Source organism: Niveispirillum lacus (assembly GCF_002251795.1).
GTDB classification, from domain to species: domain Bacteria; phylum Pseudomonadota; class Alphaproteobacteria; order Azospirillales; family Azospirillaceae; genus Niveispirillum; species Niveispirillum lacus.
The window spans coordinates 722,779-748,033 of record NZ_NOXU01000031.1 but is presented as its reverse complement, the minus strand read 5'-3'; the positions used below and the strand labels follow the sequence as shown (position 1 = coordinate 748,033).

The following is a 25,255-nucleotide window of genomic DNA, read 5'->3' as shown; positions in this document are numbered from 1 at the left end:
CGGCTGGCGCCAGCCACCCCCAGTGCAACCTTCAACGCAGCATCACCTTATTGTTGTCGGACCGCGCCTCCAAGACGCCCCCATCCAGCACAACCTCCACCGCTGCCGCCGCGGCCGGGGCCTTCAGCGATACCGTGGCCTGCCTGAGCTTCAGATCCAGCGGAGCGGCAATCATCGGCAGCGGCGTTTCGGCCAGGACGGCGCCATCTTGGGACAGCAACCGCACACGGCCGGTGGGTGCAGGCACAGAACCAATGTTGTAAACGGTCACGTCCACCTTGCCCTTGGCCCGCACCACATCGCGGGCTGCGACCGCCAGGTCAGGGCGCCCGGTCAGGTCTTGTTCCGGTCCTGAAAGTGTCAGTTCCAGAACATGGGTTTGACCCGGCGTCAATGTGACAGCGACCGACTTGCCCTCCCCGAATATGATCTTGCTGCTGTTAGGGGTGGAATCAGCCCGGTCATCACCATCGGTGTCGATGCCTTCAGCCAGGGTCCAGTCGCCTGCGGCGACGTCCGCCCCGATGATCCGGGCCGTGACAGGTGTGTCAGACAGGTTATGGGCCAAGATGCGCATACCGGTTCGGGTCGGTTCCTTTACCAGGATGGCCACCTTCTCCGCTCCATCGCGATCATCAAAATCCCATTCGATGCGATGGCCGCGCACAATAGCGTTGCGATACAGGGCGACACCACCCAAACGCTGGCGCTGCAATTCCTGGGTCGGCAGCTCGACACGGTCGGTCCACCAGTGATCAACTGTCATCATTTCCATGCGCAGTGTCGCAAGATGCCGCTGCCGATCATATTGTTTGACCAGCCAACCCTTGTCGTCCGTAGCCACCCAGGCGGTGTGATATATGTAGGGGCTGGCGTAACGATCGGCCTTGGCCTGTTCCAGAACAGCCGTGCGCAAGTCGGTACGCTTCAGGTCAATGGCGGCATCGCTGCTGATGATGCCCGACAGGGCCGCCAGCCCCCCTCTGCGCAACACCTGTTCGATAGGCCGAAGATATTTGGCATCCCCCGTCCAGCGGTAGGCGGCCCACATCAGCAGATTGGTCTGTTCAGGCCCGGCCGTACCGCGGGTAGCGCCATCCGGCCAGTTGATTTCCGACGGGAAGACCCAGGTGCCATCCCCCCCCTGCTTGCCATGCGCCAGATACCCATCGGCAACCTCCAGCAGTAACGTGCGGGTTGCCGGATCGCCATTGATCTCCACCAACCGGATACCGGGGTGGAAGACCAGATAGGAATAGGGTTTGGACCATTGCCAGGGTGCTTCCTTGACGATATGGCCGGCGCCGAAATAGTTGGAAACCAGCAGCCGGTTGCCCTTGGGGTTGACTGCCGTCAGGTCCGGATAAGTCGCGGCCGTTTCCATCAGCCGTTGCACCACCAAGGGATCGCCCGGCGTCAACAGCGAAATCTGCGCCTGGGCATTGATGCCTTCCTCATAAACATGCAACTCATCGGTGACGATCGTCCCCAGCCCGTTGGTCATCATGCCATTGGCATAAAGGGCCTCGACCATGTCTGACAGGGACTTCGTCAGTTTTTCCCGATCAACCCCCATGATGGCCAGACCCGGCCATTGGTTGGTCAGGTCGGTATCGTCCGACAGACCGCCGCCAAATTCCCCCTGTACCTGCCGATGGTCGATCCACCAGTTTACAAAGGAGCGAACCTGAGACAGATAGCGTGTTTGGCCCCAAGCCCAGGCTGGTACCCCCGCCGGGGCGGGTTGCAGATCAACCGGCGGCAGCGGTTGCTGCGGATTCCATTCAGACCAATAGGCATTGGCGACCTTGTTATCGGGGTCAATACGCAGCAGGTCGGCCAGATCTTCATAAAAACGCTGGAAGAGGCGCAGATTGCGGCTGCTCTGGCGCTCTTCCACCAGGAAGCCGTAATTATCCTGAATCTGTCGCTGGCGATCAACCACATGCTCAGGTCTGGCCTCAGCCTTGGTTTTGAATACCAACCGCAGGGCGGCACCATCCAGCTTCGCCATCGAAAAGTCAGGCGCAGAAGCCGCGATGGTCAGATAGAGCGGCTTATCTGACGGCAGGATGCGGTCGCGTGTGTCCAGCCACAAGGTCCGCGCCTCACCCGGTTTGACAGCGACATTCACATCCAGCAAATCCCGTTCGGGCGTCAGCGGGTCCTTCACTCTTATATTGAGGGCGACCAACCCGCCCTTATGGGTTGGTTTCACGTCAAGCGCAGGGATCTCCAACTCGATCCCATCCAGGCCACCGACATTCTCAAACCCTTCCGTGCTGGCACGATAAAGCGGCAGTCCGGGCTGCTGACGGCGGAAATCCATCGGGATAGCGATGTGGGCGACGGGCCGGCCAGCGCTGACCGGGGCTGTCACACGCTGGCGGGTGGGAACGCTGCCATCTGGTAAGGCGACGATCACATCGCGTTCCCCCTCTGGATAACGTCCGTTGATGAAACGACGCAGAGGTTGGATTGCGACAAAATCCGGCTCTACCGCCAAGCGCAGGTTGAAATGGAAATCACCCAGGCCAACCGGCGCTGTGCCGGGGCCGACATGATAGGCTGCAATCTCCTGGATCGGGGTCTCCTGAACCTCATTCACAAAACGCAGGGCGCCACCGGCCACGGTCTGTGGCAGGCGGGTTGTACTGCGTTCCGTCCCTACCCGGCGCCGGGCCAGAAGATCACCATCGCTGGTGATCTGGGCGTTTCCTTCTGGAACCGTCACCGCCTTCAGCCAGCCCAGCTTTCCATGTGCGGCACCCTGAATTTCCACCTGATTGAACGGTTCTTCCGGCAGGAACCACGTCCCGGACTTGCCCCCCATTGAATAGACGTTCCAGTCCGGCAAGGTGAAATAATCATGGCGGCCAGCCAGTCGGGAGCGGTTGTAAACGCCCGGCCAGGTAGTCTCCCGGATACCGTCATTGCCCTTCCACATCCGTTGCGCAATATCGCGCTGTTCAGTGAATTCCACCTTCCGAATGCGGGTGCTGGCATCGGCCAGATAGGGAGGCGGATCATCGGCCCGGTCAAAGCCGTGACGGTGCATCCAAACGGCTGCGCCATCGGGTACCGATGGTATCGATGCAGGTTTTCCCCCCTGGGCGAGCATTTTGACCGCGGCCGCATCCAGGGCGCGATCATGGATACGAATATCATCCAGGTCGCCACCACGCAGGAAGTTATACCGGCTTTGAACCTGGATCGGGCTGATGATCCGGCTATGAGGTCCAAACTGGTCGAGACTGGCATCCAGTGAGGCAGGCTGATCCTTGCGGGCCACCAGGGCCCCATTCACATAAAGCTGCACCCCCACCGCCTCATCCCAAGCAAAGGCGATATGAGTCCAGGCATCAGGTGCCAGGGCCGTGGGCATTTCCCAAGAAACGCGCACACGGGCAAGATTGGTATCGGTCACAAAGCCGTCGAAGCCCTTGCCATTCCAGTCCAGCCGCAAGAACACCATGTCCCAACTACTGTGGTTGGCGAAGGACACGCGGAACAGGGGAAACTGATTGCTGCCAACGGGATAGCGGGAGCGCCAGAAGAAGCTGAGGGTTCCGCGCTGCGCCCGGATATTGCCAGGCGCAGACCAGGCCAGGACCTGATCATCAGCCGCCTGAAGATAGGCACCATTGGCCCCACCCTTGGCCACCACAGCCACCTTGTCGGCGAAGGTCGGGTGGGTATCACCGACGGCCCTGTCAGCGGCCAGCCCCCGGTCACCCGTGACCTGGAACAGCAGCCCATCAGGCGTATCCGCGCCCATCGCCGGAAAGGCTCCAACACTCAAGGCAAGCAAGGCGACCCCTGCCAGCAACCGTTTCGCGTGCGCCATTCTGGTTTCCTTCCCTGGCCATGGCGGCGGTTTAACCGCCTGCCTTGCTTTTGCCGGTTGTCAAAACGCGTCTGCGCCACAGGGCCGAAGAAGTTTCGACTTGCTGTTTCCACCGCTTGCGTTCCAGCCTAAACCGTGCATAGTTTCATATGACACCGGTGACAATTGGCAAGTAAAATCGCCAGTCATCGGTGTAAAAATGGGACAAACGATGCGGTACAGCATCGACGTCCCGAACAGGAGGAGGAACCCCATGTCCCGCAGCCATCGCGGCTCTGGCCGCTTTTTTCCCGTTGGTGTCTCGGCCATCGCCATGTCCCTGGCCTTTGGAACCGGCGCTGTGCAGGCGCAGGAAGCACCAGCCCAGACCGACAGTGGTGCCGTGCTTGAGGAAATCATTGTCACCGGTTTCCGCGCCAGCCTGGCCAACTCCCTGAACATCAAGCGCAATGAGGCCGGCGTCGTTGATGCCATCAGCGCCGAGGATATCGCGGACTTCCCCGATACCAATCTGGCCGAGAGCATTCAGCGCATTCCCGGCGTTTCCATCGACCGCGACGCAGGCGAAGGCCGGTCACTGACAGTGCGCGGCCTGTCATCGGAATTCACCCGTACCCGCATCAACGGGATCGAGGCGCAGGCGACCACTGGCGCCACCGACAGTTCTGGTGGCACCAACCGCGGCCGTGGCTTTGACTTCAATGTTTTCGCCTCTGAACTGTTCAACAATATCACGGTGCGCAAGACCGCCTCGGCCGAGGTTGAGGAAGGGTCACTGGGCGCCACTGTCGACCTGAAAACCTCCCGCCCCTTTGATTTCAGCGGCTTTACCGCGGCTGCTTCCGGTCAGGCCGGGTACAATGATCTGTCGGAAAAGGTAAACCCGCGCGGTGCGGTGCTGCTGTCCAACACCTGGCTGGACGATCAGATCGGCGCGCTGCTGTCGGTCGCTTACTCCGAGCGTGACCTGCTGGAGGAAGGGTTCAGCTCTGTGCGCTGGGGCCCCGCCAATGGCGATAACGGCTTCCAGAACCCGGCCGCCCTCCCCGGCGGTGCGGCGGCCGCCGGCGGTATCTTCCATCCGCGCATCCCGCGCTATGGCCGTCTGGTCCATGACCAGGAACGTACAGGCGCCACCCTGTCCTTGCAGGCCCGCCCGGCAGAGGGCAACACCACCGTCAGCTTTGACGTGCTGTATTCAAAACTGGACAGCACACGTCAGGAAAACTTCCTGGAAGCCTGGTCGCTGAGCCGCAATGCCACACAAGGCGGCAAGCCGCAGGTCGATATCGTTCAGACGGAAATTGACTCGCAGACCGGCGAAATGCTGTTCGCCCGCCTTGATGACATGGATATCCGGTCCGAACAGCGTTTCGATGTGCTGCAAACCGAATTCACTCAGTATACGTTGAATGTCGACCATGATTTCAGCGAAACGGTGCGCGGCAGCGTCACCGGTGGCCGTGCCAAGTCGAAGTTCGACAATCCAGTACAGACCACGGTCCTGATGGATCGTCAGGATACCGACGGTTATAGCTGGGATTTCCGCCAGAACCGGAACCTGCCCCTGATCAGTTATGGGTTTGATGTCACCAGCCCGTCCAGTTGGGTGATTACCGGTCCCACCGGCGCCAACCCCCGGTCGGAAATCCGCATGAATCCGACCTTCCAGACCAATGTCTATGATACCGCCCAGGGTGACTTGGCCTGGGATATCAATGACACGTTCAGCGCCAAGGGTGGCGTCAACTGGAAACGGTTCAAGTCTGATGCCCAGGCCTTCGCCCGCCCGTCAGCGACCAGCAATGTTTCCCCGGCCCTGCCCGCTGGCACCACTCTGGCCAGCGTCACCCAGCTTCTGACCGGCTTTGGCAAGGGACTGAACCTGCCCAGCGGTTCGGTGACCAGTTGGCTGGTCCCGGATCTCGCGGCGTTCGAGCGCTTGTTCAATATCAATTGTAACTGCGACACGGGTGTACCCGGCGGCGATTTCCGCCGCCAGGGTCTGGAAAACAGCGCTACCGTGGCCAACTGGCGCAATGTCGAGGAAGAATCATTGGGCTTCTGGGCCCAGGTTGACTGGAACGCCGAACTGGGCGACATGCCGTTCCGCGGCAATGTCGGCGTCCGTCAGGTCGAGACGGATGTGACCGCCACGGGTTATTCTTTTGTGAATGGGGCCACCCGTCCCGTCACCGGCAAGAACAGCTACAAGGACACACTGCCGTCCATCAACCTGTCGCTGGAACCGGTAGATGATGTGATCCTGCGCGCCGCCGCCGCCAAGGTGATGTCGCGGCCGCCGGTCACCAATCTGACGCCGGTCTTCACCCTGACCGCCTTGAATGCGCCGAACCCCAGCGCGTCCTTGGGCAATGTCACGCTGGAACCCTATCGCGCTGATACAGTAGACCTGTCGCTGGAATGGTACTTTGCCAAGGAGTCGTTGATCTCTTTTGCCTGGTTCTACAAGGACATCTCAACCTTTGTGCAGACCACGCAGCAGACGATGACCTATGCCCAACTGACAGCCATGAATGCCGAAGCGTTCCCGGCCGGCGGCGGGCGTGACCCCAACCTGACCTACGTGTTCAGCACACCGACCAATACACCGGGTGGGCCGCTGAAGGGCTTTGAAATCAGCTTCCAGGCGCCGTTCAGCTTCCTGCCGGAAGGGTTCAACAACCTGGGTGTCCAGGCCAACTATACCCATGTGTCGTCGAAGATCGACTATTGTACGACGGCGGCCTGTTCAGTCTTTGTCACAGCGGATCTGGTCAACCTGTCGCCCGACGCCTGGAACGGCACGCTTTATTATGATGATGGGGAAAAGTTTAATGCCCGCGTCTCTGTTGCCTACCGTTCCGGCTATTATCAGCAGGTCCCGGCCGCCAATGCCGGCACCCGTGGTATTGTGGCTAATGGCAAATCCGCCACCACCACCTTTGACGCCTCAGCCTCTTACAATGTGACGGAGAATTTCACCATCTCGTTCGAGGCGCTGAACCTTACCAATGAAGCCAACCGCCAGTATCATGGCGAGCTTGATGGGGTGCGTAACTCCACTTACGTCTATCACAAGACCGGTCGTCAGTTCTTCCTGGGGGCCCGGTACAAGCTGTAAGTGACACCGAGAAACGGGGGCCGGGATGCATGCCGCGTCCCGGCCCTTTTTTGTTGATGCTGGGGAAATTGCCGCCCATGACCATGATCCTGTCCCGCCGCACGCTTCTTTCCGCATTATCGGCATTGCCACTGGCCGCCTGTTCCACGCGGATATCCGGGCGGCGGGGCGTGACAGAACAGGTCTTCGGGCGGATGCCGGACGGGTCGCCGGTGACGCTCTACACCCTGAGCAATGGTACCGGGGCCAGTCTGCGGGTCATGACCTATGGCGCCGCCGTCACCAATCTGATCATGCCGGACAAGAGCGGCGGTTTCGCCGATATCGTCCTGGGGCTGGATGATTTCGAGAGTTACCGAACCAGGTCGCGGAACTTCGGTACGCTGGTCGGTCGCTATGCCGGACGCATTGGCAATGGCCGCTTTCCCCTGGAGGGGCGCGAGGTGATGTTAGAGACGGGAGGATCAAAACATTCCTCCCATGGCGGGCCAGTGGGTTTTGCCAAGCGTAACTGGCATGGCATGATCCTGGACGGTGCCGCCGTTCGCATGACCTTGCTATCTGCCGATGGGGACCAGGGTTTTCCGGGGGAGTTGGCCATCAGTGTGACCTACAGTCTGACACCGGATAACCGCTTCTGTCTGGATATCGCAGCGCTGACCACCCGGCCCACCGTCCTGAACCCCACGCATCATGGGTACTTCAACCTGTCCGGCGTACCAGGGTCACTGATCCATGACCACCTGTTGACCTTGGAGGCCGATGGGTTCACGGCTTTTGCTCCTGATAAGATGGTGACGGGGGAGATCCGGCCTGTCGACGGCACGGCACTGGATTTCCGCACGCCCAAGCCGATTGGCCGCGATATTGCGTCACCTGAGGAACAGATGCGTATCGGCGGCGGCTACGATCATTGCTTCGTGATACGTGGCCCCTATGGTGGCAGACCCCGCAAGGCAGCCCGGCTGCATCATCCCGGCAGCGGCCGCACCATGGAACTCTGGACAACCGAACCCGGCGTGCAGCTTTTCACCGCCAACAGTATCGACATGATCGGTCGCGGCGGTGCCGCCTATAAACCGCATTGCGGCGTCTGCCTGGAGCCCCAGCACTTCCAGAACAGCCCCAATCAACCGGGTTTCCCGACGACTATCCTGCGTCCAGGGGAGCATTTCCGGTCACGCAGTGAATATCGCTTTGGGATTGCGTGACCGTGGCGCCACATCAGGTGCCAGATGACAGTGGCCGGTGAAAGATCAGCCCCCGACGCGCCACACAGCTCTTCCGGCATCAACTGAACACTCACAGCGCGCAGCCAGCTTACGCGGCCACTGCCGCCACATCCGCCGCCAGGAACGCCGTCCACAAAGCCGGCAGCGGCTTCAGGGCGGCCGCCGCGCGTTGACGCAGCGCGTCTGCGGCAACCGGTTGCTCGATCTTGTCCAGCAGGCCGGCAGCGGTCATATCGTCGGCCACCTGCTTTAACGGCACCCGCAGCGCATCAACGGCGCGCTGCAACGGATCTACCCGCTCGGCGGGCCACACAGCCCGGCAGAAATCCAGGTCATAGCGCAGCTTGCGCAGGCGCTTATGCGCCTTGATGGCAGTGGACACATCCGTCGGCAGACCAACGGCGCGCAGGGCATCCAGGCGCTGGCGCAGCATGTCGCCGGCAATTTCTGAAAGCGTGGTCCCGAAAGGACAGCCATGGGGCTGCTGCGCCCAGTCGCCGGCTTCCAGCCAAGCGGCAAACTCAAGCTGCCACCCGGTCCATGCCGGAGAGGCCAACAGGCGCATGGCTTTATTCAATGCCCTGGCCCGCGCCGACGAAACCGGCCCAACAGCCCCCTTGCGGGCATCCTGTGGCAGGTCGGTCAGGGCCACGGCCAGCTTCTGCCAATCGCGTGCCTTTTCCAGTTTACGCCCCAGCACCTTCAACTGGTCGCGCAACGCATCGCCCTGATCAGTGTGGATCAGGTCAGCGAACAGGCTGTACGCCGTGATCAGCCGCCGCACCGCCGACGCCATTTCACGCAGGGCCGCCGGATCGCCCATGGCTTCAGTGAAGGCGGGTTGATTGTCGAGAAGATGGGCCAAACCGTTACGACCGATATGCCGGAACGCCTCCATCACCGTGGTGATGGGGGTGATACCCAGGGGGCGTACAGCGTGGGCGCGCGGCTGCGCCCCTGTCAGCAAAGCCAGTCCCAGATCGGCTTTGCTGCGCGTCGACAGGCGCAGCGGCACACGCGCATGGATATCGGCGGCCAGGCGAAACAGATCCGCCACCTCACCCTGGCGCAATTCCAATTCCACTTCGCTGATGGTGTGCCGGGCAGAAGGCTGTCCGTCGGGCGACAGAACCAGCGCCTGCCCCAGGTCAAGCGCCAGTTCCACCCGCCCCTCATCCCCGGCGCGCAACATCAAGATCGTGCGCTGCACATCGGTGGTAAACAAGGGGGACAGGCAGTCGAGCGCATCAGGCGGGATCAGTTCTGACAGATCCCCCAGGCGCAGCAGGCTGGTATCCAGCCCATCACCCGCCACATCCCAACGCCATTCCCGGCGCACAGCAATACCGGCCCCATCGCCACCCTCGCCGGATGACATGGTCTTCACTGACTGTTCACGCTTCATCCCCTGGCGGCGTAGACGAAGCGCCAAGCCCCGCTTAGCCAATGCCAGACCAGGCGTGTCGTAGTAGCTTGTGTGCTGACGCACCGGCTCAGCCTGCGCGACAAGCCGTTCCCGGACCAGGGAAAGGGCTGCGATACGCGGCAGGTCCGCCGGGTCAGCCAGCAGTTTGATTTCCACTTCCCGCTGCGGGCGGGGAATGCGGGGGGCCTTGGGCTTGGCGTTCAAGGGGGCTCGCGCCTTGGTTCCGACATAGGATTTCCCTTCACATACCGCAGTGCGTCATAAGACGGAAGGGGCAATGACCCCCGGTTACCGTTCTTCCAGATCACGCGGCCGGATGAAGCCCGACAAGGTGCAACTGCCCCAGGTCAGGTCCCGCCAGGTCACGCCATCCGGCACCGTAATTTCTACAAAAGAACAGGTCGGCAGCTTGGCGACCAATGACTGGCGCAACCCCGCGTCGCCCCGGCCGCACAGGTCACGGGCCAGCAACTGGAAATCGGGGTTGTGGCCGACAAACAGCACCCCGGCCACTGCATCGGGCACGGCCTTCACCCGGTCCAGCAGCAATTCCTCTCCACACAGATAAAGACCGCGGTCGAAAGTGATGGGTGGCAGGTCAGGTCCCCAGGATGCCGCCACAATATCCAGCGTGGCACGGGCGCGCACCGCCGTGGAACAGACAACAAGCTCCGGTCGCGGCGGCCCACCCTTGCGCGCGGCCCAATAATTCGCCATCGTCGCGGCGGCGCGGTGGCCCCGCGCGCTTAATGGCCGATCATGATCGGCCAAACGGGGATCATCCCAGTCCGATTTGGCGTGCCGCAGCAGATAGAGTGTCTTCATGACGACCCATGGCAAGGAAAGCGGAACCGCAACAGCAGGGCAGCGTCGCCGCCCGCGCGGGACCCGCGTACCCGAAACCGTCACAGAAGCAACATATACTTCCCCGGCCCGTGAGGACCAGAAGGACGATACCACCGTGACCGCCGCCCCCGACATGCTGCCCGCCGACGCGCCTACACCGGATTTGCTGCCCGGTGCGGCGACAGGTCCCAAGGCCGGTATCGCCGCCGACAGCCCGGAGCGGTTTATCAACCGCGAACTGTCCTGGCTGGCCTTTAATCAGCGCGTCCTGGAAGAAGCCTATAACAACCAGCACCCGCTGCTTGAACGGCTGCGCTTCCTGTCCATTTCGGCCAGTAACCTGGATGAATTCTACACAGTGCGTGTCGCTGGCCTGAAGGCACAGGTGGCGGCCAAAGTGGCCACCCCGTCAGATGACAATCTGACCCCGGCCCAGCAATTGGCAGCGATCAACTACCGGGTGACGGAGGTGATGCGCGACCAGCAGGTCTGCTGGCTGATGCTGCGCAAACAGTTGCGGGCCCACGGTATTGCTGTCGTCGATCCCGATGAATTGACGGCGTCAGAGCATGATTGGCTGGAAGCGCGCTTCATTGACGAGATCTTCCCCGTCCTCACGCCCATCGCGGTCGATCCGGCTCACCCGTTCCCCTTTGTACCGTCCAGCGGCTTTGCGCTGGCCCTGCAATTGTTTGACCCGCAGAAAAGCGCCAACCTGGATGCGCTGGTGCTGCTGCCACAGCAGTTGGAACGTTTCATCCGGCTGCCGGGCGTGGAGACACGCTACATCCTGCTGGAACAGGTGGTCCTGACCTTCATTTCCCGCCTGTTCCCCCCCTTTGTTCTGAAAGGTCATGGGGTGTTCCGGGTGCTGCGCGACAGCGAAATGGAAATCGAGGAGGAGGCAGAGGATCTGGTCCGCACGTTTGAGTCCGCCCTGAAGCGGCGCAAGCGCGGCAGTGTGATCCGACTGGCCGTGAACGCCGGCATGTCAAAGGAATTGCGGGCCTTTCTGGTCGACGAACTCAGCGTCTCCAACGATGATGTCTTTGTTCTGGACGGTCTGATCGGGCTGGCGGATACCAAGCAGATCATCGGCGATGACCGCCCGGACCTGTTGTTCTCCCCCTATAATGCCCGCTTCCCCGAGCGTATCCGCGATTTTGGTGGGGATTGTTTTGCCGCGATCCGGCAGAAGGACATTGTTGTCCATCACCCGTTTGAAAGTTTTGATGTTGTGGTGCAGTTTCTGCGCCAGGCTGCGGCCGACCCCAATGTGCTGGCCATCAAGCAGACCCTGTACCGGACATCAAAGAACAGTCCCATCGTCGCCGCCCTGATCGACGCTGCCGAACAGGGCAAGTCGGTGACGGCGCTGGTCGAACTGAAGGCCCGCTTCGATGAGGAAGCCAATATCCGCTGGGCCCGCGACATGGAACGCGCCGGTGTGCAGGTGGTCTATGGCTTCGTGGACCTGAAGACCCATGCGAAGGTATCGCTGGTCGTCCGCCGAGAAAGTCACGGGCTGCGTACCTATGTGCATTTCGGTACCGGCAATTACCACCCGATCACGGCCAAGGTTTATACGGATCTCTCTTTCTTCACCTGCGATGTGGCGTTGGGTCATGACGCGGCCCATATGTTCAATTACATGACGGGATACGCCACGCCGAAGGCGTTGGAAAAGATTTCGATCGCCCCGATCACCCTGCGTCAGCGGCTGGTCGACCTGATTGATGCGGAGATCGCGCATGCCCATGCCGGGCGTCCGGCCCAGATCTGGGTGAAGCTGAACAGCCTTGTCGATGCAAAGTTGATCGACAAACTGTATGAAGCGTCGCAGAACGGGGTGAAGATCGAACTGGTCATTCGCGGTATCTGCTGTCTGCGGCCGGGTGTCCCCGGCCTGTCGGACAATATCCATGTGAAGTCGATTGTGGGGCGCTTCCTGGAACATGGCCGCGTGATCTGTTTCGGCAATGGTCATGGCCTGCCTGCGCGTCAGGCCAAGATCTTTGTCTCCTCCGCCGACTGGATGCCGCGCAACCTGGATCGCCGCATCGAAACCCTGGTGCCCATTGAGAACCCGACCGTACACCAACAGGTTCTGGACCAGATCATGGTCGCCAACCTGAAGGATAATACGCAAAGCTGGGTCTTGCAGCCTGACGCGACATACCGCCGCGTGGAGCCTTGCCTGGAGAGCTTTAATGCTCATACCTACTTCATGACAAACCCCAGCCTGTCCGGTCGGGGCAGTGCCACAACGGAGGCGCGGTTGCCACCGAAACTGGTATTGAGCAATTTCCCGTAACCCGGCATTCTCCCCGATGTTGTCACTAAAAGCGGATCACCCCAACGTGGATCACGCCCATGCCGACGACCGCTTGGCGGTCATCGATGTTGGTTCCAATTCGATGCGCTGCGTCGTTTATGAGAAACTGACACGGTCGCCCGTCGCCCTGTTCAATGAAAAGGTGCTGCCCAGTCTGGGCAAAACAGTCGAACGGACGGGTCGGCTGAACCCCGACGGGGTGATGGTGGCGCTGGATAATCTGGTCCGCTTCCGACGCCTGCTGGAAGGTATGCAGGTCCGCCGGATCGACGTCCTGGCCACGGCGGCAGTACGGGATGCCGCCGATGGGGCCGACTTCGTGGCAGAAATCACGCGCCGTACCGGCTTTCATGTCGATGTTCTGTCGGGAGAGGAAGAGGCGCGGCTGGCGGCACTGGGTGTGCTGTCCGGGTCGCCCAATGCCGAAGGCTTGGCGGGCGATCTCGGCGGTGGCAGCCTCGAACTGGTGCTGTTAGAGAAGGGTGAGATCGGGGCACAGGTCACAACGCCGCTGGGCCCGCTGCGCCTGTTGGAGGCAACGGAGGGCAAGCCAGGACCGGCTGCCAAACTGATCGACCAACATCTGGCCAAACTGGACTGGCTGTCGCGTGGCAGGGGCCGCACCTATTACCCGGTGGGCGGCGCTTGGCGTGCCTTGGCCAAGATGCATCTGGAACAGGTCAACCATCCACTGCATATCATCCATCAGTACAGTGTGGATGGCGCCGCCATGACAGAGTTTGCCGGCGCGGTGGCCCGCGCTGGCCGCAGCAATCTGGAAAAGATGCAGGGTGTATCAAAACGGCGCCTGGACACGCTGCCGCTGGCGGCCCTGGTCATGGAACGGGTGTTAAAGGCGGTACAGCCAGCCCGTGTCACTTTCTCTGCCTATGGGCTGCGTGAAGGGCACTTGTATGACCTGCTGGACGCGACGGAGAAACGGCAAGATCCGTTGATCACCGCCTGCGAGGATGTCGCTGAACGGATCGGCCGTTTCGGCCATGCCGAAATCCTGACCGGTTGGACCGCCCCCCTGTTCGTGGGCGAGGACCCGACGGCCAGAAGGCTGCGGCAGGCGGCCTGTCTTCTGTCGGATCTAGGGTGGGCCGAACACCCCGATTACCGCGCCGAACATGCCTTCCTTCGCATCCTGCGCATGCCGTTCGCCGGTGTCGACCATGCCGAACGCGCCTTTTTGGCAACATCCGTCCATGTGCGCTATGCCGGCACCATGGACAGCCCCATCCTGGCGCCTGCCCGTGGCCTGCTGAAGGAAGGGGCGCTGGCCCGCGCCTATATTGTCGGGCTGGCCCTGCGTCTGGCCCACACGCTGACCGGCGGTGCCGCGACCCTGCTGCAACGGACGCTGTTGCGCCTGGGCGATCAGAAGCTGACCCTGGTCCTGCCGGAAGATGCCGCCATGTTAACCGGCGACAGTGTTCAGCGCCGCCTGGACGCCCTGGCCAAGGCCTTGAACCGCACCGGCGAGATCAGCGTCCAGGCCGGGCCCCGCCTGGCACGCTGATTTTGCATAAGAAAGTCAGGTCGACGGCAAAGCCCAAGACCTGACACGAGGCGTTGCCTGTTACCCTCGCTTCCAGGTCGTGCCCTTCGGCCCATCCTCCAGAATGATGCCCTGGGCAGCCAGATCGTTGCGGATGCGATCCGCCTCAGCGAAGTTCTTGGCCTTCCGGGCCGCCAGACGGTCAGCAATGGCCTGTTCAACGGCCGCATCATCCAGACCGGATGCACCCGCCGGCTGCCATTTGAACCAGGCTTCCGGCTCCTGGGTCAGGAAACCCATCAGGTTGGCGGCGACCTTTACTTTCCGCATGGCTAATGCAAGGGCTGTTGTCGAACTGTTTTCCGCGTACGCTTCGTTAACCAGGCGGTCAATTTCCTTTATAGCCTCTGGCGTGTTCAAATCATCGCACAGTGCATTCAGAAAATCCGGATCTAAATCCTTACCATCATGCTTATCCAAAACAGCAGAGTTTGCAAAATTAAAGACGCCGGAATTCTCCTTGAACAAACGGTACCAGCGATCCAGCTTCTTCTTGGATAGCTCAACCTTGTCCTTGGTGAAATCCAGCGGCTGCCGGTAATGGGCCGACAGGATGGCCAGACGCAGCGCCTCGCCCGGAAATTCATCCAGCAGTTCGCGCACCGTATAGAAGTTGCCCAACGACTTGGACATCTTGTCGCCGGCGATGGTCAGGAAGCCGGAATGCATCCAGACATTGGCCATGACCTGCGTGCCATGGGCGCAGCGGCTTTGCGCAATCTCGTTTTCATGGTGCGGGAAGATCAGGTCCAGCCCGCCGCCATGGATATCGAACACCTGCCCCAAATGCGCCGCCGTCATGGCAGAGCATTCGATATGCCAGCCGGGGCGCCCCTTGCCCCACGGACTGTCCCAGCCGGGCTCCCCTTCCTTGGCCGGCTTCCACAGCACAAAGTCAGCGGGCGACTTCTTGTAGGGCGCCACCTCCACCCGCGCGCCAGCGATCAGTTCATCCTGGCTGCGGCGTGACAGCTTTCCATAATCGGACATGGATGGCACATTGAACAGGGCATGGCCCTCTGCCGCGTAGGCAAAACCCTTCGCGATCAACGCCTCGATCATGGCGATCATATCGCCGATATGCCGGGTGGCGCGCGGTTCAATATCGGGGCGCAGCAGCCCTAAATCATCCATATCGGCATGGAACTGTGCCGTGGTGCGCGCCGTCACGCTGTCGATGGGCTCGCCGGACTGGTTCGACCGCTCAATGATCTTGTCATCCACGTCCGTGATGTTCCGGGCGTAGGTGACCTTCGGATACAGATGCTTCAGCAGCCGGGCCAGAAGGTCAAAGGCGCTGAAGGTCCGGGCGTTGCCGATATGGGCATAGTCATAGACGGTAGGCCCGCAGACATAGAGCTTCACATGGGTCCGGTCGATGGGCGCGAACGCTTCCTTGGTGCGCAGCAGCGTGTTGTAAAGCGACAGGGTCATGGGAGCAGGCTTTCCGTTTGCAGAAAGATCGTCATCAGAAAGAACGGGCGTCGGTCAGGCCGTACAACCCGACAGCCGCGCCAGCGCCCGCTCCCGCCCGATCAGCGGCAGCAGGGTCTTCAACTCTGGCCCGTGATCATGGGCGGTCAATGCCCGGCGCAGCGGCAGGAACAGGGCCTTGCCCTTGGCCCCCGTGGCCGCCGACACTGCCTTTGTCCAGACACCCCAGGTCGTGTCATCCCACGGGGCGGCGGGAAGCAATCCCGCCGCTGTGGCCAGAAAGGCAGCGTCATCAACCATTGGCGTCACCGCCTGCTTGGTCACGGCCCACCATTCCTTCGCGTCCGACAGGCGCGTCAGGTTGGGGCGCACGGCCAGCCAGAAGGCCTCTTCCACCCCCACCATACCCATCGCGGTCAGGCGGTCAGCGACGTCGGCAAAAGCGGCATTGTGCAGCACCTGGGTGTTCAGGCGCATGAGTTCGTCAGAATCGAACTTAGGCGTACCGCGTCCAAACTTGCCAAAATCAAAACCTTCAGCCAGCTCGGCCATGCTGCCAGCCGCAGTGATGGCATCCGATGTGCCCAGCCGCGCCAGATAGGCGATCAGGGCCAGCGGCTCCACCCCCTCATCCTGGCGCAGGGAACGGACGGAGAGCGAACCCAACCGTTTGGACAGCCCCTCGCCTTCAGACCCGGCAATCAGCGGCAGGTGGGCGAAGGTGGGCACGATGCCCTGGCCCATAATGCCGATCAGCGCCTCAAACAACTGTACCTGCACCGCCGTATTGGTCACATGGTCCTCGCCGCGGACAATGTGGGTGATGGCAAAGTCCAGATCATCGACAACGGAGGTCAGAGTATAGAGCGGGCGCCCGTCTTCCCGGATCAGCACCGGGTCTGACAGGTCGGCACCCCGGAAATGTTTGTGCCCCTGAACCAGATCGTCCCAGACGATGTCGCTATGGTTCAGCTTGAAGCGCCAATGCGGCCGGCGGCCCTCCGCTTCCAGACGTGCACGGTCGGTATCGGTCAGGCGTAGGGCGGCGCGGTCATAGATAGGCGGGCGATGCTGGGCCAACATGGCCTTGCGCTTCAGCCCCAATTCATCCGGCGTCTCATAGCAGGGGTAAAGGCGACCGGCCGTCCTCAGCGCCTCTGCCGCGTCCGCATAGCGGGCATAGCGGTCGGATTCGCGCGCATACCGGTCCCAGGTCAGCCCCAGCCAGGTTAAATCCTCTGCAATGGCATCGGCAAAGGCCTGCGTTGACCGCTCCTCGTCCGTGTCATCCAGACGGAACATAAAACTGCCACCATGGCGCGCCGCGAACAGCCAGTTCACTATGGCGGTGCGGATATTGCCAATATGCAGGTGGCCAGTCGGGCTGGGCGCGAAGCGGACGGCGACGGTCATTTTCCGGGATCAGACAAAGAGGATGAAAACGGTGGCCAGCGATAGCATGGACCCCATCAACAGGGCACGAAAATCTCTTCCGGATGGTCCAATCCGCGCACGGGATGCACCCCCACCGATCGCATGGCCCGACCGGAGCAGCCGGCAAAGGCAGTGGAGACGACAAAATGGCTATCCAGCTCCTTGGCGACTTCCAGCAGGCGGCTCGCCAGATTGACGGCGGGACCGACCACCGTGAAATCCAGTCGGCGCTTACCGCCAATATTGCCGAATGCAACATGGCCCAGATGCAGCGACAGGCCATAATCGATAGGGGTCTGACCGTGGGGGCAGGCGTCGTTCCAGGTGATGACCGCCTGGTGGAGGGTGGCGGCGGCGGCCAATGCCTGTCCGCAGGCCTCCCGCGGGTTCAGCATGTCGGCCGGAAAGATAGCCAGCATGCCATCGCCCATAAATTTCAGTACCTCACCGCCATGCGCCTCCACCGCATCGACCGCCAGGTCGAACCAATGGTTCAACCGCTCCATGACGGTGGTCGACAGATTGTCCGCCGTGAAACGGGTGAAGCTGCGCAGGTCGGCGAACAGGATGGCAGCAAAGATGTTATCCGCGTCGCCGCGCGAAATCTGCCCGGCATAGACGCGGTCACCAGCGCCAGCCCCGAGATATGTGGCCAGTAGGTCGCGCGCGATGTTGCGCACCACGCGGGCCTCCAGAATGGGCGACACGGCGGCCACGATATGGGTCAGGTCGCGGATATCGTCATCATTGAAATGGCTGCGTTTGGATGCGAATGACATGGCCGCTGACCGGTGCTTATCCTGCACCTGAATAGGGGCAATAAAGTAATCGAGAAACCCTTCCCGCGTCAGGCGGCCCAACAGCGGCATATCCGTGACCTCGTCGGTCAGGCGCACACGAAAAGGCATACCTGTTTCATCCACACGATGAACAGGTGAACGCAGATATTCGGCCATGTCAGTATCGACACGGTTCAGCCGGTGCGTGCCGGTGGCCTGGCCACAGAGCCAGACCCGTCCTTCCCCCACCACTTCGGGATGTAATATTTCCAGGTTCAGCGACACCCGGCCAATCGGGATGCCCGATTGCGCCACACGATCGACCAACTGTGCGAACAGTTGGTCGATATCGACAAGCTGGTTGCCTTCCAGCAACAGCCAGTCGGTAATCGCACGAACGCGGTCGGACAGGAAGGCGGTCAAGAGGTGGGCTCTCCGGCATCGGGCGCCTTAAGAGTGGGGCGGCAATCCGGTCGGCGCAAGTACCGGTTAACGCAAGCGTGGCCTGAGCAAATCAGATGTAACCCGCGCGATGCACCCGGAAATTCCGAACCCGCAGGTGGCTTTGCGTTGTACGCAGCGCAAAATGGCCAGCAGTCAGGGGGGCCGGGTCCTCGAAATCGAACAACAGTCGGTTATCACGCCAATAGCGGATGCGCGACCCGACCGCCGCCAGGGTCACTGTCTGCCAGACATTACCGACCAGCATGTCCGCCGGCAGCCGCCGGTCATTCTCCGGCAGCAAGGGACGATCCCCCACCCGGCCTGTGTAACGACGGAACCGTGTGGTGCTGTTGGAATTGCCGCCCTGGCCCACGTAATAGAGCACCAGATCGTCATAATCCTCGAACCTGCCCGAACGATCCCGGGCCAGCGCATCGCCATCCGGTGCCGCCGGATCATTGGCCATCCAGAAGGCATTCATGTCCGACAACCGGTCGTTCGGTCCGCCTTCCGCCACCATCAACACCTCATACCGAATGGCGACCGGCCCCGACAACCGGGGCCGGAACCATAGGCTGGTCCCGGCGGGCACATCAATATCGAGCACACCACCGGCTGCCGTCACCCTGCCCGGCCGGTGGGCCTGCAACAGCCATTGGCCCAGCCCATCCCAGAAATGGTCGGCATGGAGCAACTCACCCAACGACAAACCCGAAGGTGCGGCACTGGCCGGACCGACGGCTAACAGGGCGGCGGCAGAGGCAAGGAAGGTACGACGGTGGATTTTCATGCGACTGGCAAACTCCTAAAAAACTCACTCCCCACCCTTCTCCACCCGAAGCCGCGCCCAGTAATCCTGGCGTTTCTTGATCTCGCGCTCAAAACCGCGTTCGACAGGGCGGTAGAATGCGCGCCGCCCCATCTCCTCGGGGAAATAGTTCTGGCCGCTGAAACCTTCCGCCATGTCATGGTCGTAATGATAGCCGTGACCATAGCCAAGCTGTTTCATCAGCTTGGTAGGCGCGTTCAGGATGTGCTTGGGCGGCGAAAGGCTGCCCGTCTCCTTGGCGGCCCGCACAGCCTCCTTATAGGCGGTATAGGCGGCATTCGATTTGGGCGCCGTGCCCAGATAGATGACCAGTTGTGCGATCGCCAGTTCCCCCTCCGGGCTGCCCAGCCGTTCGTAGGCTTCCCACGCCGCTGTCGCCTGGGTCAGGGCCGCCGGGTCGGCCATGCCGATATCCTCTACCGCGAACCTTGTCAGGCGCCGTGCGATGTAACGCGGATCCTCGCCCCCGGCCAGCATGCGGGCATACCAGTAGAGTGCCGCATCCGTGTCCGATCCGCGCAGGGATTTATGCAGCGCAGAAATCAGATTGTAATGGCCCTCCTGCGCCTTGTCATAGAGAGGCATCCGCCGCTGAACCGCACTGGCCAGGGCATTGGTGTCCAGCATCGTGTCTGCCGGCAGCGCAAACAGTTCCTCGCACAGGTTCAGGCAATAGCGCCCGTCACCATCGGCCAAGGCCTTGACCGAGGCGCGGGCATCCGCGTCCAGCGGCAAGGGCCGCTCCTCCTCAGCTTCCGCCCGTTGCAGCAGCTTCTCAAGGGCCGCATCATCCAACCTGTTCAACACAAACACCTGTGCCCGCGACAACAAGGCGGCGTTCAGTTCGAAGCTGGGATTTTCCGTCGTTGCCCCCACCAGCGTAACGGTCCCATCCTCCACATAGGGCAGGAACCCGTCCTGTTGTGAGCGGTTGAAACGATGAATTTCATCAATGAAAAGCAGCGTGCCCTGACCCGCCTGCCGGCGGGATTTCGCCGCTTCAAACACTTTGCGCAGATCGGCCACGCCACTGAAAATGGCGGAGAGGGGTTCAAAATGCAGGTCGGTTGTCTGCGCCAGCAGCCGGGCCAGGGTAGTCTTGCCACAGCCGGGCGGTCCCCAAAGGATCATGGAGACCAAGCGCCGCGATCCGATCATGCGGCCGATCGGACCATCAGGGCGCAGAAGGTGATCCTGGCCAACCATCTGATCCAGGCTTTGCGGCCGCAGCCGGTCGGCTAGCGGCCGTGGCGCCTGTGCTTCAAACAAACCCGACACCTGGTAAATCCCCGCACAGCCGATCCCGTTCCGTTCCCACTATTTCAGATGGGCACGGCGCGGCGCAATGTTCAAGGTCACGACGGCGGCTGTGCCGGTCCGGCGGGCGTTGCCGGCGGCGGAGTGGCTGCTTCCTGGCGGGCGGTGCGGTAATTGTCCAGGAAACTGCGGAACAGGTCGATCTCAGTGATACGCTGACGGATGGTATTGGCATCGGCCAGCCCCGCCGACTCCTCCGGCCGGGTCAGCAGGCGGAAGAAGGTCGCATCCTTGGTCTTTTCCATCGCCGGCCCGAAATCCCGGCGAAGCGTGTCCAGCCCGGCATTGTCCCCCGCCAGCGACAGTGCCGTCGCCCGGTTCACGACCAGACTTGAAACCTGCGGGTCCAGGGTGGTGCCAGGCGCCGGGGGCGGGCCAATGACATCAGCCAGAGCCTGGGCAGCGGCTTTCCATTGCTTGTCCCGCATGGCGATATCAATCCGCAGCAAATTGGCAAGGCGGGACTGATCTGCGGCCAGCAGTTGCACCGCCTCCGCCCCCTTGTCGATCTGCGAAAGAGCCCGGGCACGCAGTAACTTCCGCTCTTCTGCCAGTTCCGGGGTAATTTCCGGCACGGTGCTTTTATCCAGCGCGGCCACGGCCTCTTCTGGTTTGCCGTCCAGCAACCGAATACCGGCCAGCCGCGTCCCGACCTGCGCCTTTTCCGCGCCGGCCAGGCGATATTGAACCTGATGATCCAGCAATTGTGCCGCACGGTCCAGCAGGTCGATTTCCACCAGCCGTTCCGCCAGTCTGCGAATAATCAGGTCGCCTTCAGGGCCGGGCGGGGTCAGTTCGCGATATTGCTCATAAAGCCCCATTGCCTCCAGCGGCGTCATCTTCGCGGCCCCGTCCTTGGCGAACAGGTCCGTGAAGGTCCGCGTCATGTCGGCCGCGATCTCCTTGGCCTCGGCCGTGTCGGGAAAGGCGGAAATGGTCTGGCGCATGGTGTCAAACGCCTGCGGGTAATCTCCGGCCAGGGCATGGACCTCCCCGATCCGGCGCAGGTTGGACAGTTCAAGGGCATCACCGCGCCAGGCAAACCGCATTTCCTCCATCTGCTTGGCCGCGACCTTCGGGTCCATCTTACCGGCAGCCAGGGCCGTATCGATGTAATCCCGCTTGGCCCGCATCGCATACAGCCGATCACGGCCGTCCCGTGCCTGCTTAAAGTAAGACAGGGCCTTATCATGATCGCCTAGCGCGCGGAACACGGCGCCACGGAAATACTGCACTGCCGCTGCCTGGTTCCCGGTTTCGCCGCCGCGTTTGGCCACCCGATCCATAGTCAGGGCTGCGGCTTCCGGCTGGTTCACACGCAAGGCCGCATCGGCCGCCGCCAGGGCAAGACCGGTGTAAAACGGCTCCGGATAGCGATCCAAAAGGTCTTTTGACGCCTGGAAACCTGCATGCGCACCGGCATAATCACCTTGCCCTGCCAAGGAAGCGGCCCGCCAGAGTGCAGCATCCGGTTCATCGGCGAGTTGCCGGTTCGACAGATCAGCCAGACCGCCGGCAAAATCGCCGGTCAAGACCCGTCCGATGCCGCGGATCGCGAGGAACTCCGCCCGCCGATCGACATCAGGCTGCAGGGTCTGCACGCGGCTCAACATGCCGAGTGCCTCGTACCCCATGCCGTTGGCCAGATAGAAACGGGCAATATCAAGCCGGCCGCGGGTTTTCTCCGCTTCCGGAAGGTCGGCCAGACGGTCCCAGCGGGCCTGTCGGGTCTTGATATAATCCTTAACCGGCACCTGACCCCAACGCTTGAAATCGAACAATTTCTCCTGCTCGACCGGCGGCGGGGGCGGTGGGATTGCCGCCGCCACATCGGCCGGCGGCGACAGGCGCAGGCCGCCAGGCACCGTCACTTCCACCCCTTCACGCACCGGCTGCACCGAAAGCCGGTCGTCCAGGGCGCGGACCACCACGCCCTGCAATGTCGGCAGAAACTGTGCTTCGGTATAGCGCAGCGGCGCCTGTACATGCTGGCCCGGCAGGGGAAGCGGGATTACAAACAGGGTGTCGCCGACCACAGGATCCTTGAACGGGATCACCCGCTCCGCCTCGGCCGCCGGAATAACCAGCCGGGAACCAAGGGCAAAATCCGGATCGGGCTTTGGCTGGATGCTGCTGCTGGAAACGGCTGCATCGTCCATCTCGCTGGTGCGCGACAGAACCACCTGCCAGGCAGTGCCATCGCGTTTGACTGCGGCCTGCACCACAGCAGGCATTGGCAGGCGATAACCGCCGCCACCGTCCACTGCCACCGGTTCTACAGCGACCTGGAGTTCTGGCGGTATGGCCGGTGCCGTGTCTGCCGGAACCGGTTCCCCGAACAGCACATAAAGAAAACCAGCGCGTTCAAAAATTGCGGCTGTCCGCGCAACCTTTGGATCAAACGTTAGCATGACTGGTGCCGAGACCGGCTCGGACGGGGCCGCAGGGACCGAGGCTGCCGCAACAGTCGGTGCCGGTACGGGTGGCGCAGCGGCCGCAGGTGCCACTGCTGGTGGTGCAGTGACCGGCTGTTGCGGCACGGGTGTTGCCGCGACGGGCGGCGGAGGGGCAAGCGGTGTAGCAGCCGGTGGCGGCACCAACGGTGTGGGCGCTCCCGAGGCGGCGGCAACCGAAGGAGCGGGCGCCGCCGTTCCCCCCGCAGCAGCCGGGATGCCATTGCCGCGAAGCTGGTAAAGCGGCGCCCCTTCCCGTGCGGATCGGGGATCGACAGGTCGGGAGCCCGTCTGCTGGCCTTGTGCCGGTGCCGATGCCGGCGCAGCGGTGCTGCTGGCAGTCTGGGTCGTCGACGGCGGCGTAGCGGCCGGGGCGGCTTGGGTTCCGGTGGGCGGCCTGTCCAGGACATCCAGCACAATCCGGTTGCCTGCACGGCTATGTCGGATACCGGCACCGGCCGGAATGTCGAAGCGCACCGTCACCGCACCATCGGCCGATGCCTGTGTCAGACCGTTGATACGGCTGGGCCGGGCCCGCAACACGCCAGCAAGGTCGATCTGTGCGGCCACGGGGAACCGCACGCTGACCGATGCACCGGCCTGTTCTACAGTGTAGGCGACCTCCCGTGGCCAGTCGAACACAAGGCGGCTATAGTCGGGATGGACCCCACTGCGAACTGGAACGCGGGGGGCTGCCGGCGCAGCGTTGGCGGCCGTCGGTGCGGGTTGCTGCGCCCCTGCCGGAACGGACAGCAGCGCCACCGCGGCAACCGACAGGGCTAGTGTCGTGTTCAGAAGGCGGGAAGTCTTCATGACCCGTCCCCATGTTCACGAACAACCAGATCAACCCGCCGTGCCTCAGCCCGAACCATCCCACCCGACTGACCGTCACCATGGCCGCGAAGGGTGATATCCCGCAGATATCCTGCCTCCCGCAGCGCATCAGCGACCGATTGCGCACGGGCCAGCGATAACTCCCAATTGCTGGTCCACCGCGCACCGGCTGGTGATGCATCTGCATGGCCGACCACGTCTAACGCATTGCCAATATTGGCAGCAACACCTCCCATCAGGAACAGGATGCGTTTGCCCCCCGCCGACAGGGCAGCGTCACCCGGCGCAAACAGCAGGTCGGACGGCATGGACAGGACAAGGCTGCCATCAATACGGGCAATGCGCATATCGGCCAATTCCGGGTTTGCCGCCATCTGGCTTTCAAAGACACGGCCCAAATAACCCAAATCGATAGCCTTGCCACGATCCAGGCTGGCAGCAGAAAAGGCCGCCTCTGCCCGCTGCTCTCCGACCTGCATCGGGTCCGCCCCCGGCACGCCGGCCGCCAGGGCCTTGTACCGGGCGGGGTCAGGCTCCGACATGGCATAAAGCATCACAAAAAAGGTCAGTAGCAGACAGATCAGATCGGAAAAGGTAACCAGCCAGGCCTTGGCCGACGGGGTGGCTGGTGTGGCAAAGCTGAACGGGGAATGAGGGGACCGGGGTGGCGTCATCATGGCCCCTCCCCCGTCTGAAGGGTGAACAGCAGGCGCACCTGACCTGTTTGCGTACCAGGTTCCATTCCGACCGACAAGGAAGCGGGATCGGCCCCCAACGCCGTGACAGACCGGGCCAGCACACCGGCGCGGGTTACCAGGGCCGCCCGGTCGGCCGCCCCTGTGGTGGCAAACAAAAACTCCGCCCGCACCGATACGCCGTGCCGGCGCGGCTCCAACGCCCGCGCCATCCGTTCCATCAGTGCCTGATGACTGGGCCGGATGGCACTGCCATCGGCGAGGAACAGGTTATCAACCGGCAGCGACACCACCAATGTCCCCGTCTGATCCCCTGCCTCAACCTTGGCAAGCGGCAGATCCGCCCGGATCAGGTCACCCAGATCCTGGATGGCACGCGCCGCCTCACGCCGGGCCTGCTGCCGGTCGCCAGGAGAGCCTGTCAACAGAGCCTGGGTGGAAAAGGCCTCATCAACGCTGCGGATAACCGCGCCCACCTTCTCGTCATGGAAATGCGAGATGCTGTTCAACAGGATGAAGAAGGCCAGCAGCAGGATAAACACACCGAGATAGAGCATGGTCGCCCCATCCCCGCCCTCCTGTCGGTTTGCGGACGCGCCGAACCGCAGGGGAACCGCCGAGTCAGGATCGGTGCTGCCGGATGTGTGCGTCTCGGGCATTCA

15 protein-coding genes are annotated in these 25,255 nt (G+C 62.1%); 4 read left to right on the top strand and 11 right to left on the bottom strand.

Annotation, left to right across the window (positions count from 1 at the left end; genetic code table 11):
• Nucleotides 1–31: 31 nt before the first annotated feature.
• Nucleotides 32–3,847, bottom strand: a complete 3,816-nt coding sequence (locus tag CHU95_RS19295; protein WP_094457920.1) for a LamG-like jellyroll fold domain-containing protein — start codon at nucleotides 3,845–3,847, stop codon at nucleotides 32–34.
• A gap of 253 nt (nucleotides 3,848–4,100) precedes the next feature.
• Between CHU95_RS19295 and CHU95_RS19290 the strand changes: the two genes are divergently transcribed.
• Nucleotides 4,101–6,971 (top strand): TonB-dependent receptor, encoded by a 2,871-nt coding sequence (locus CHU95_RS19290; protein ID WP_165772266.1) that lies wholly within the window; start codon nucleotides 4,101–4,103, stop codon nucleotides 6,969–6,971.
• Nucleotides 6,972–7,048: 77 nt separating this feature from the next.
• Nucleotides 7,049–8,182 carry an aldose epimerase family protein gene (locus CHU95_RS19285; RefSeq protein ID WP_165772265.1) on the top strand — a complete coding sequence of 378 codons (1,134 nt, stop codon included), beginning with the start codon at nucleotides 7,049–7,051 and terminating at the stop codon, nucleotides 8,180–8,182.
• Between the two features lie 109 nt (nucleotides 8,183–8,291).
• On the opposite strand, the gene CHU95_RS19280 is transcribed toward CHU95_RS19285, so the two are convergent.
• Both CHU95_RS19280 and CHU95_RS19275 read right to left on the bottom strand, forming a co-directional pair.
• A complete protein-coding gene (locus tag CHU95_RS19280; RefSeq protein WP_094457917.1) occupies nucleotides 8,292–9,833 on the bottom strand; it encodes a CYTH and CHAD domain-containing protein in 1,542 nt (513 codons plus the stop codon).
• An 84-nt stretch (nucleotides 9,834–9,917) separates the two neighbouring features.
• Complete coding sequence (locus tag CHU95_RS19275) at nucleotides 9,918–10,454, bottom strand: SixA phosphatase family protein (protein ID WP_165772264.1); 537 nt, start codon at nucleotides 10,452–10,454, stop codon at nucleotides 9,918–9,920.
• A gap of 154 nt (nucleotides 10,455–10,608) precedes the next feature.
• On the opposite strand from CHU95_RS19275, the gene CHU95_RS19270 reads away from it, so the two are divergent.
• Nucleotides 10,609–12,789 (top strand): RNA degradosome polyphosphate kinase, encoded by a 2,181-nt coding sequence (locus tag CHU95_RS19270; protein ID WP_094457915.1) that lies wholly within the window; start codon nucleotides 10,609–10,611, stop codon nucleotides 12,787–12,789.
• Nucleotides 12,790–12,835: 46 nt separating this feature from the next.
• Nucleotides 12,836–14,335: a Ppx/GppA family phosphatase gene (locus CHU95_RS19265; protein WP_245838403.1), complete on the top strand. Its 1,500-nt coding sequence runs from the start codon at nucleotides 12,836–12,838 to the stop codon at nucleotides 14,333–14,335.
• 60 nt (nucleotides 14,336–14,395) lie between these two features.
• On the opposite strand, the gene cysS is transcribed toward CHU95_RS19265, so the two are convergent.
• The 8 genes from cysS to CHU95_RS19225 form a co-directional block, all read right to left on the bottom strand.
• Nucleotides 14,396–15,808: a cysteine--tRNA ligase gene (cysS, locus tag CHU95_RS19260; protein WP_094457913.1), complete on the bottom strand. Its 1,413-nt coding sequence runs from the start codon at nucleotides 15,806–15,808 to the stop codon at nucleotides 14,396–14,398.
• 54 nt (nucleotides 15,809–15,862) lie between these two features.
• Entirely contained in the window at nucleotides 15,863–17,221 is a 1,359-nt protein-coding gene (gene gltX, locus CHU95_RS19255; RefSeq protein WP_094457912.1) for a glutamate--tRNA ligase, read from the bottom strand.
• A gap of 56 nt (nucleotides 17,222–17,277) precedes the next feature.
• On the bottom strand, nucleotides 17,278–18,444 hold the full coding sequence (locus tag CHU95_RS19250) for an adenylate/guanylate cyclase domain-containing protein (RefSeq protein ID WP_094457911.1): 1,167 nt from the start codon (nucleotides 18,442–18,444) through the stop codon (nucleotides 17,278–17,280).
• A gap of 91 nt (nucleotides 18,445–18,535) precedes the next feature.
• Entirely contained in the window at nucleotides 18,536–19,255 is a 720-nt protein-coding gene (locus CHU95_RS19245) for a DUF6250 domain-containing protein (RefSeq protein WP_094457910.1), read from the bottom strand.
• A 24-nt stretch (nucleotides 19,256–19,279) separates the two neighbouring features.
• Nucleotides 19,280–20,572, bottom strand: a complete 1,293-nt coding sequence (locus tag CHU95_RS19240) for a replication-associated recombination protein A (protein WP_094457909.1) — start codon at nucleotides 20,570–20,572, stop codon at nucleotides 19,280–19,282.
• Between the two features lie 77 nt (nucleotides 20,573–20,649).
• On the bottom strand, nucleotides 20,650–23,877 hold the full coding sequence (locus tag CHU95_RS19235; RefSeq protein ID WP_094457908.1) for a tetratricopeptide repeat protein: 3,228 nt from the start codon (nucleotides 23,875–23,877) through the stop codon (nucleotides 20,650–20,652).
• Nucleotides 23,874–24,575 (bottom strand): OmpA/MotB family protein, encoded by a 702-nt coding sequence (locus CHU95_RS19230; protein ID WP_094457907.1) that lies wholly within the window; start codon nucleotides 24,573–24,575, stop codon nucleotides 23,874–23,876. Before CHU95_RS19230 ends, CHU95_RS19235 begins: the two co-directional genes overlap by 4 nt.
• Nucleotides 24,572–25,252 (bottom strand): hypothetical protein, encoded by a 681-nt coding sequence (locus CHU95_RS19225; protein ID WP_094457906.1) that lies wholly within the window; start codon nucleotides 25,250–25,252, stop codon nucleotides 24,572–24,574. The genes CHU95_RS19230 and CHU95_RS19225 overlap by 4 nt, the downstream gene beginning before the upstream one ends.
• Between the last annotated feature and the right edge of the window lie 3 nt (nucleotides 25,253–25,255).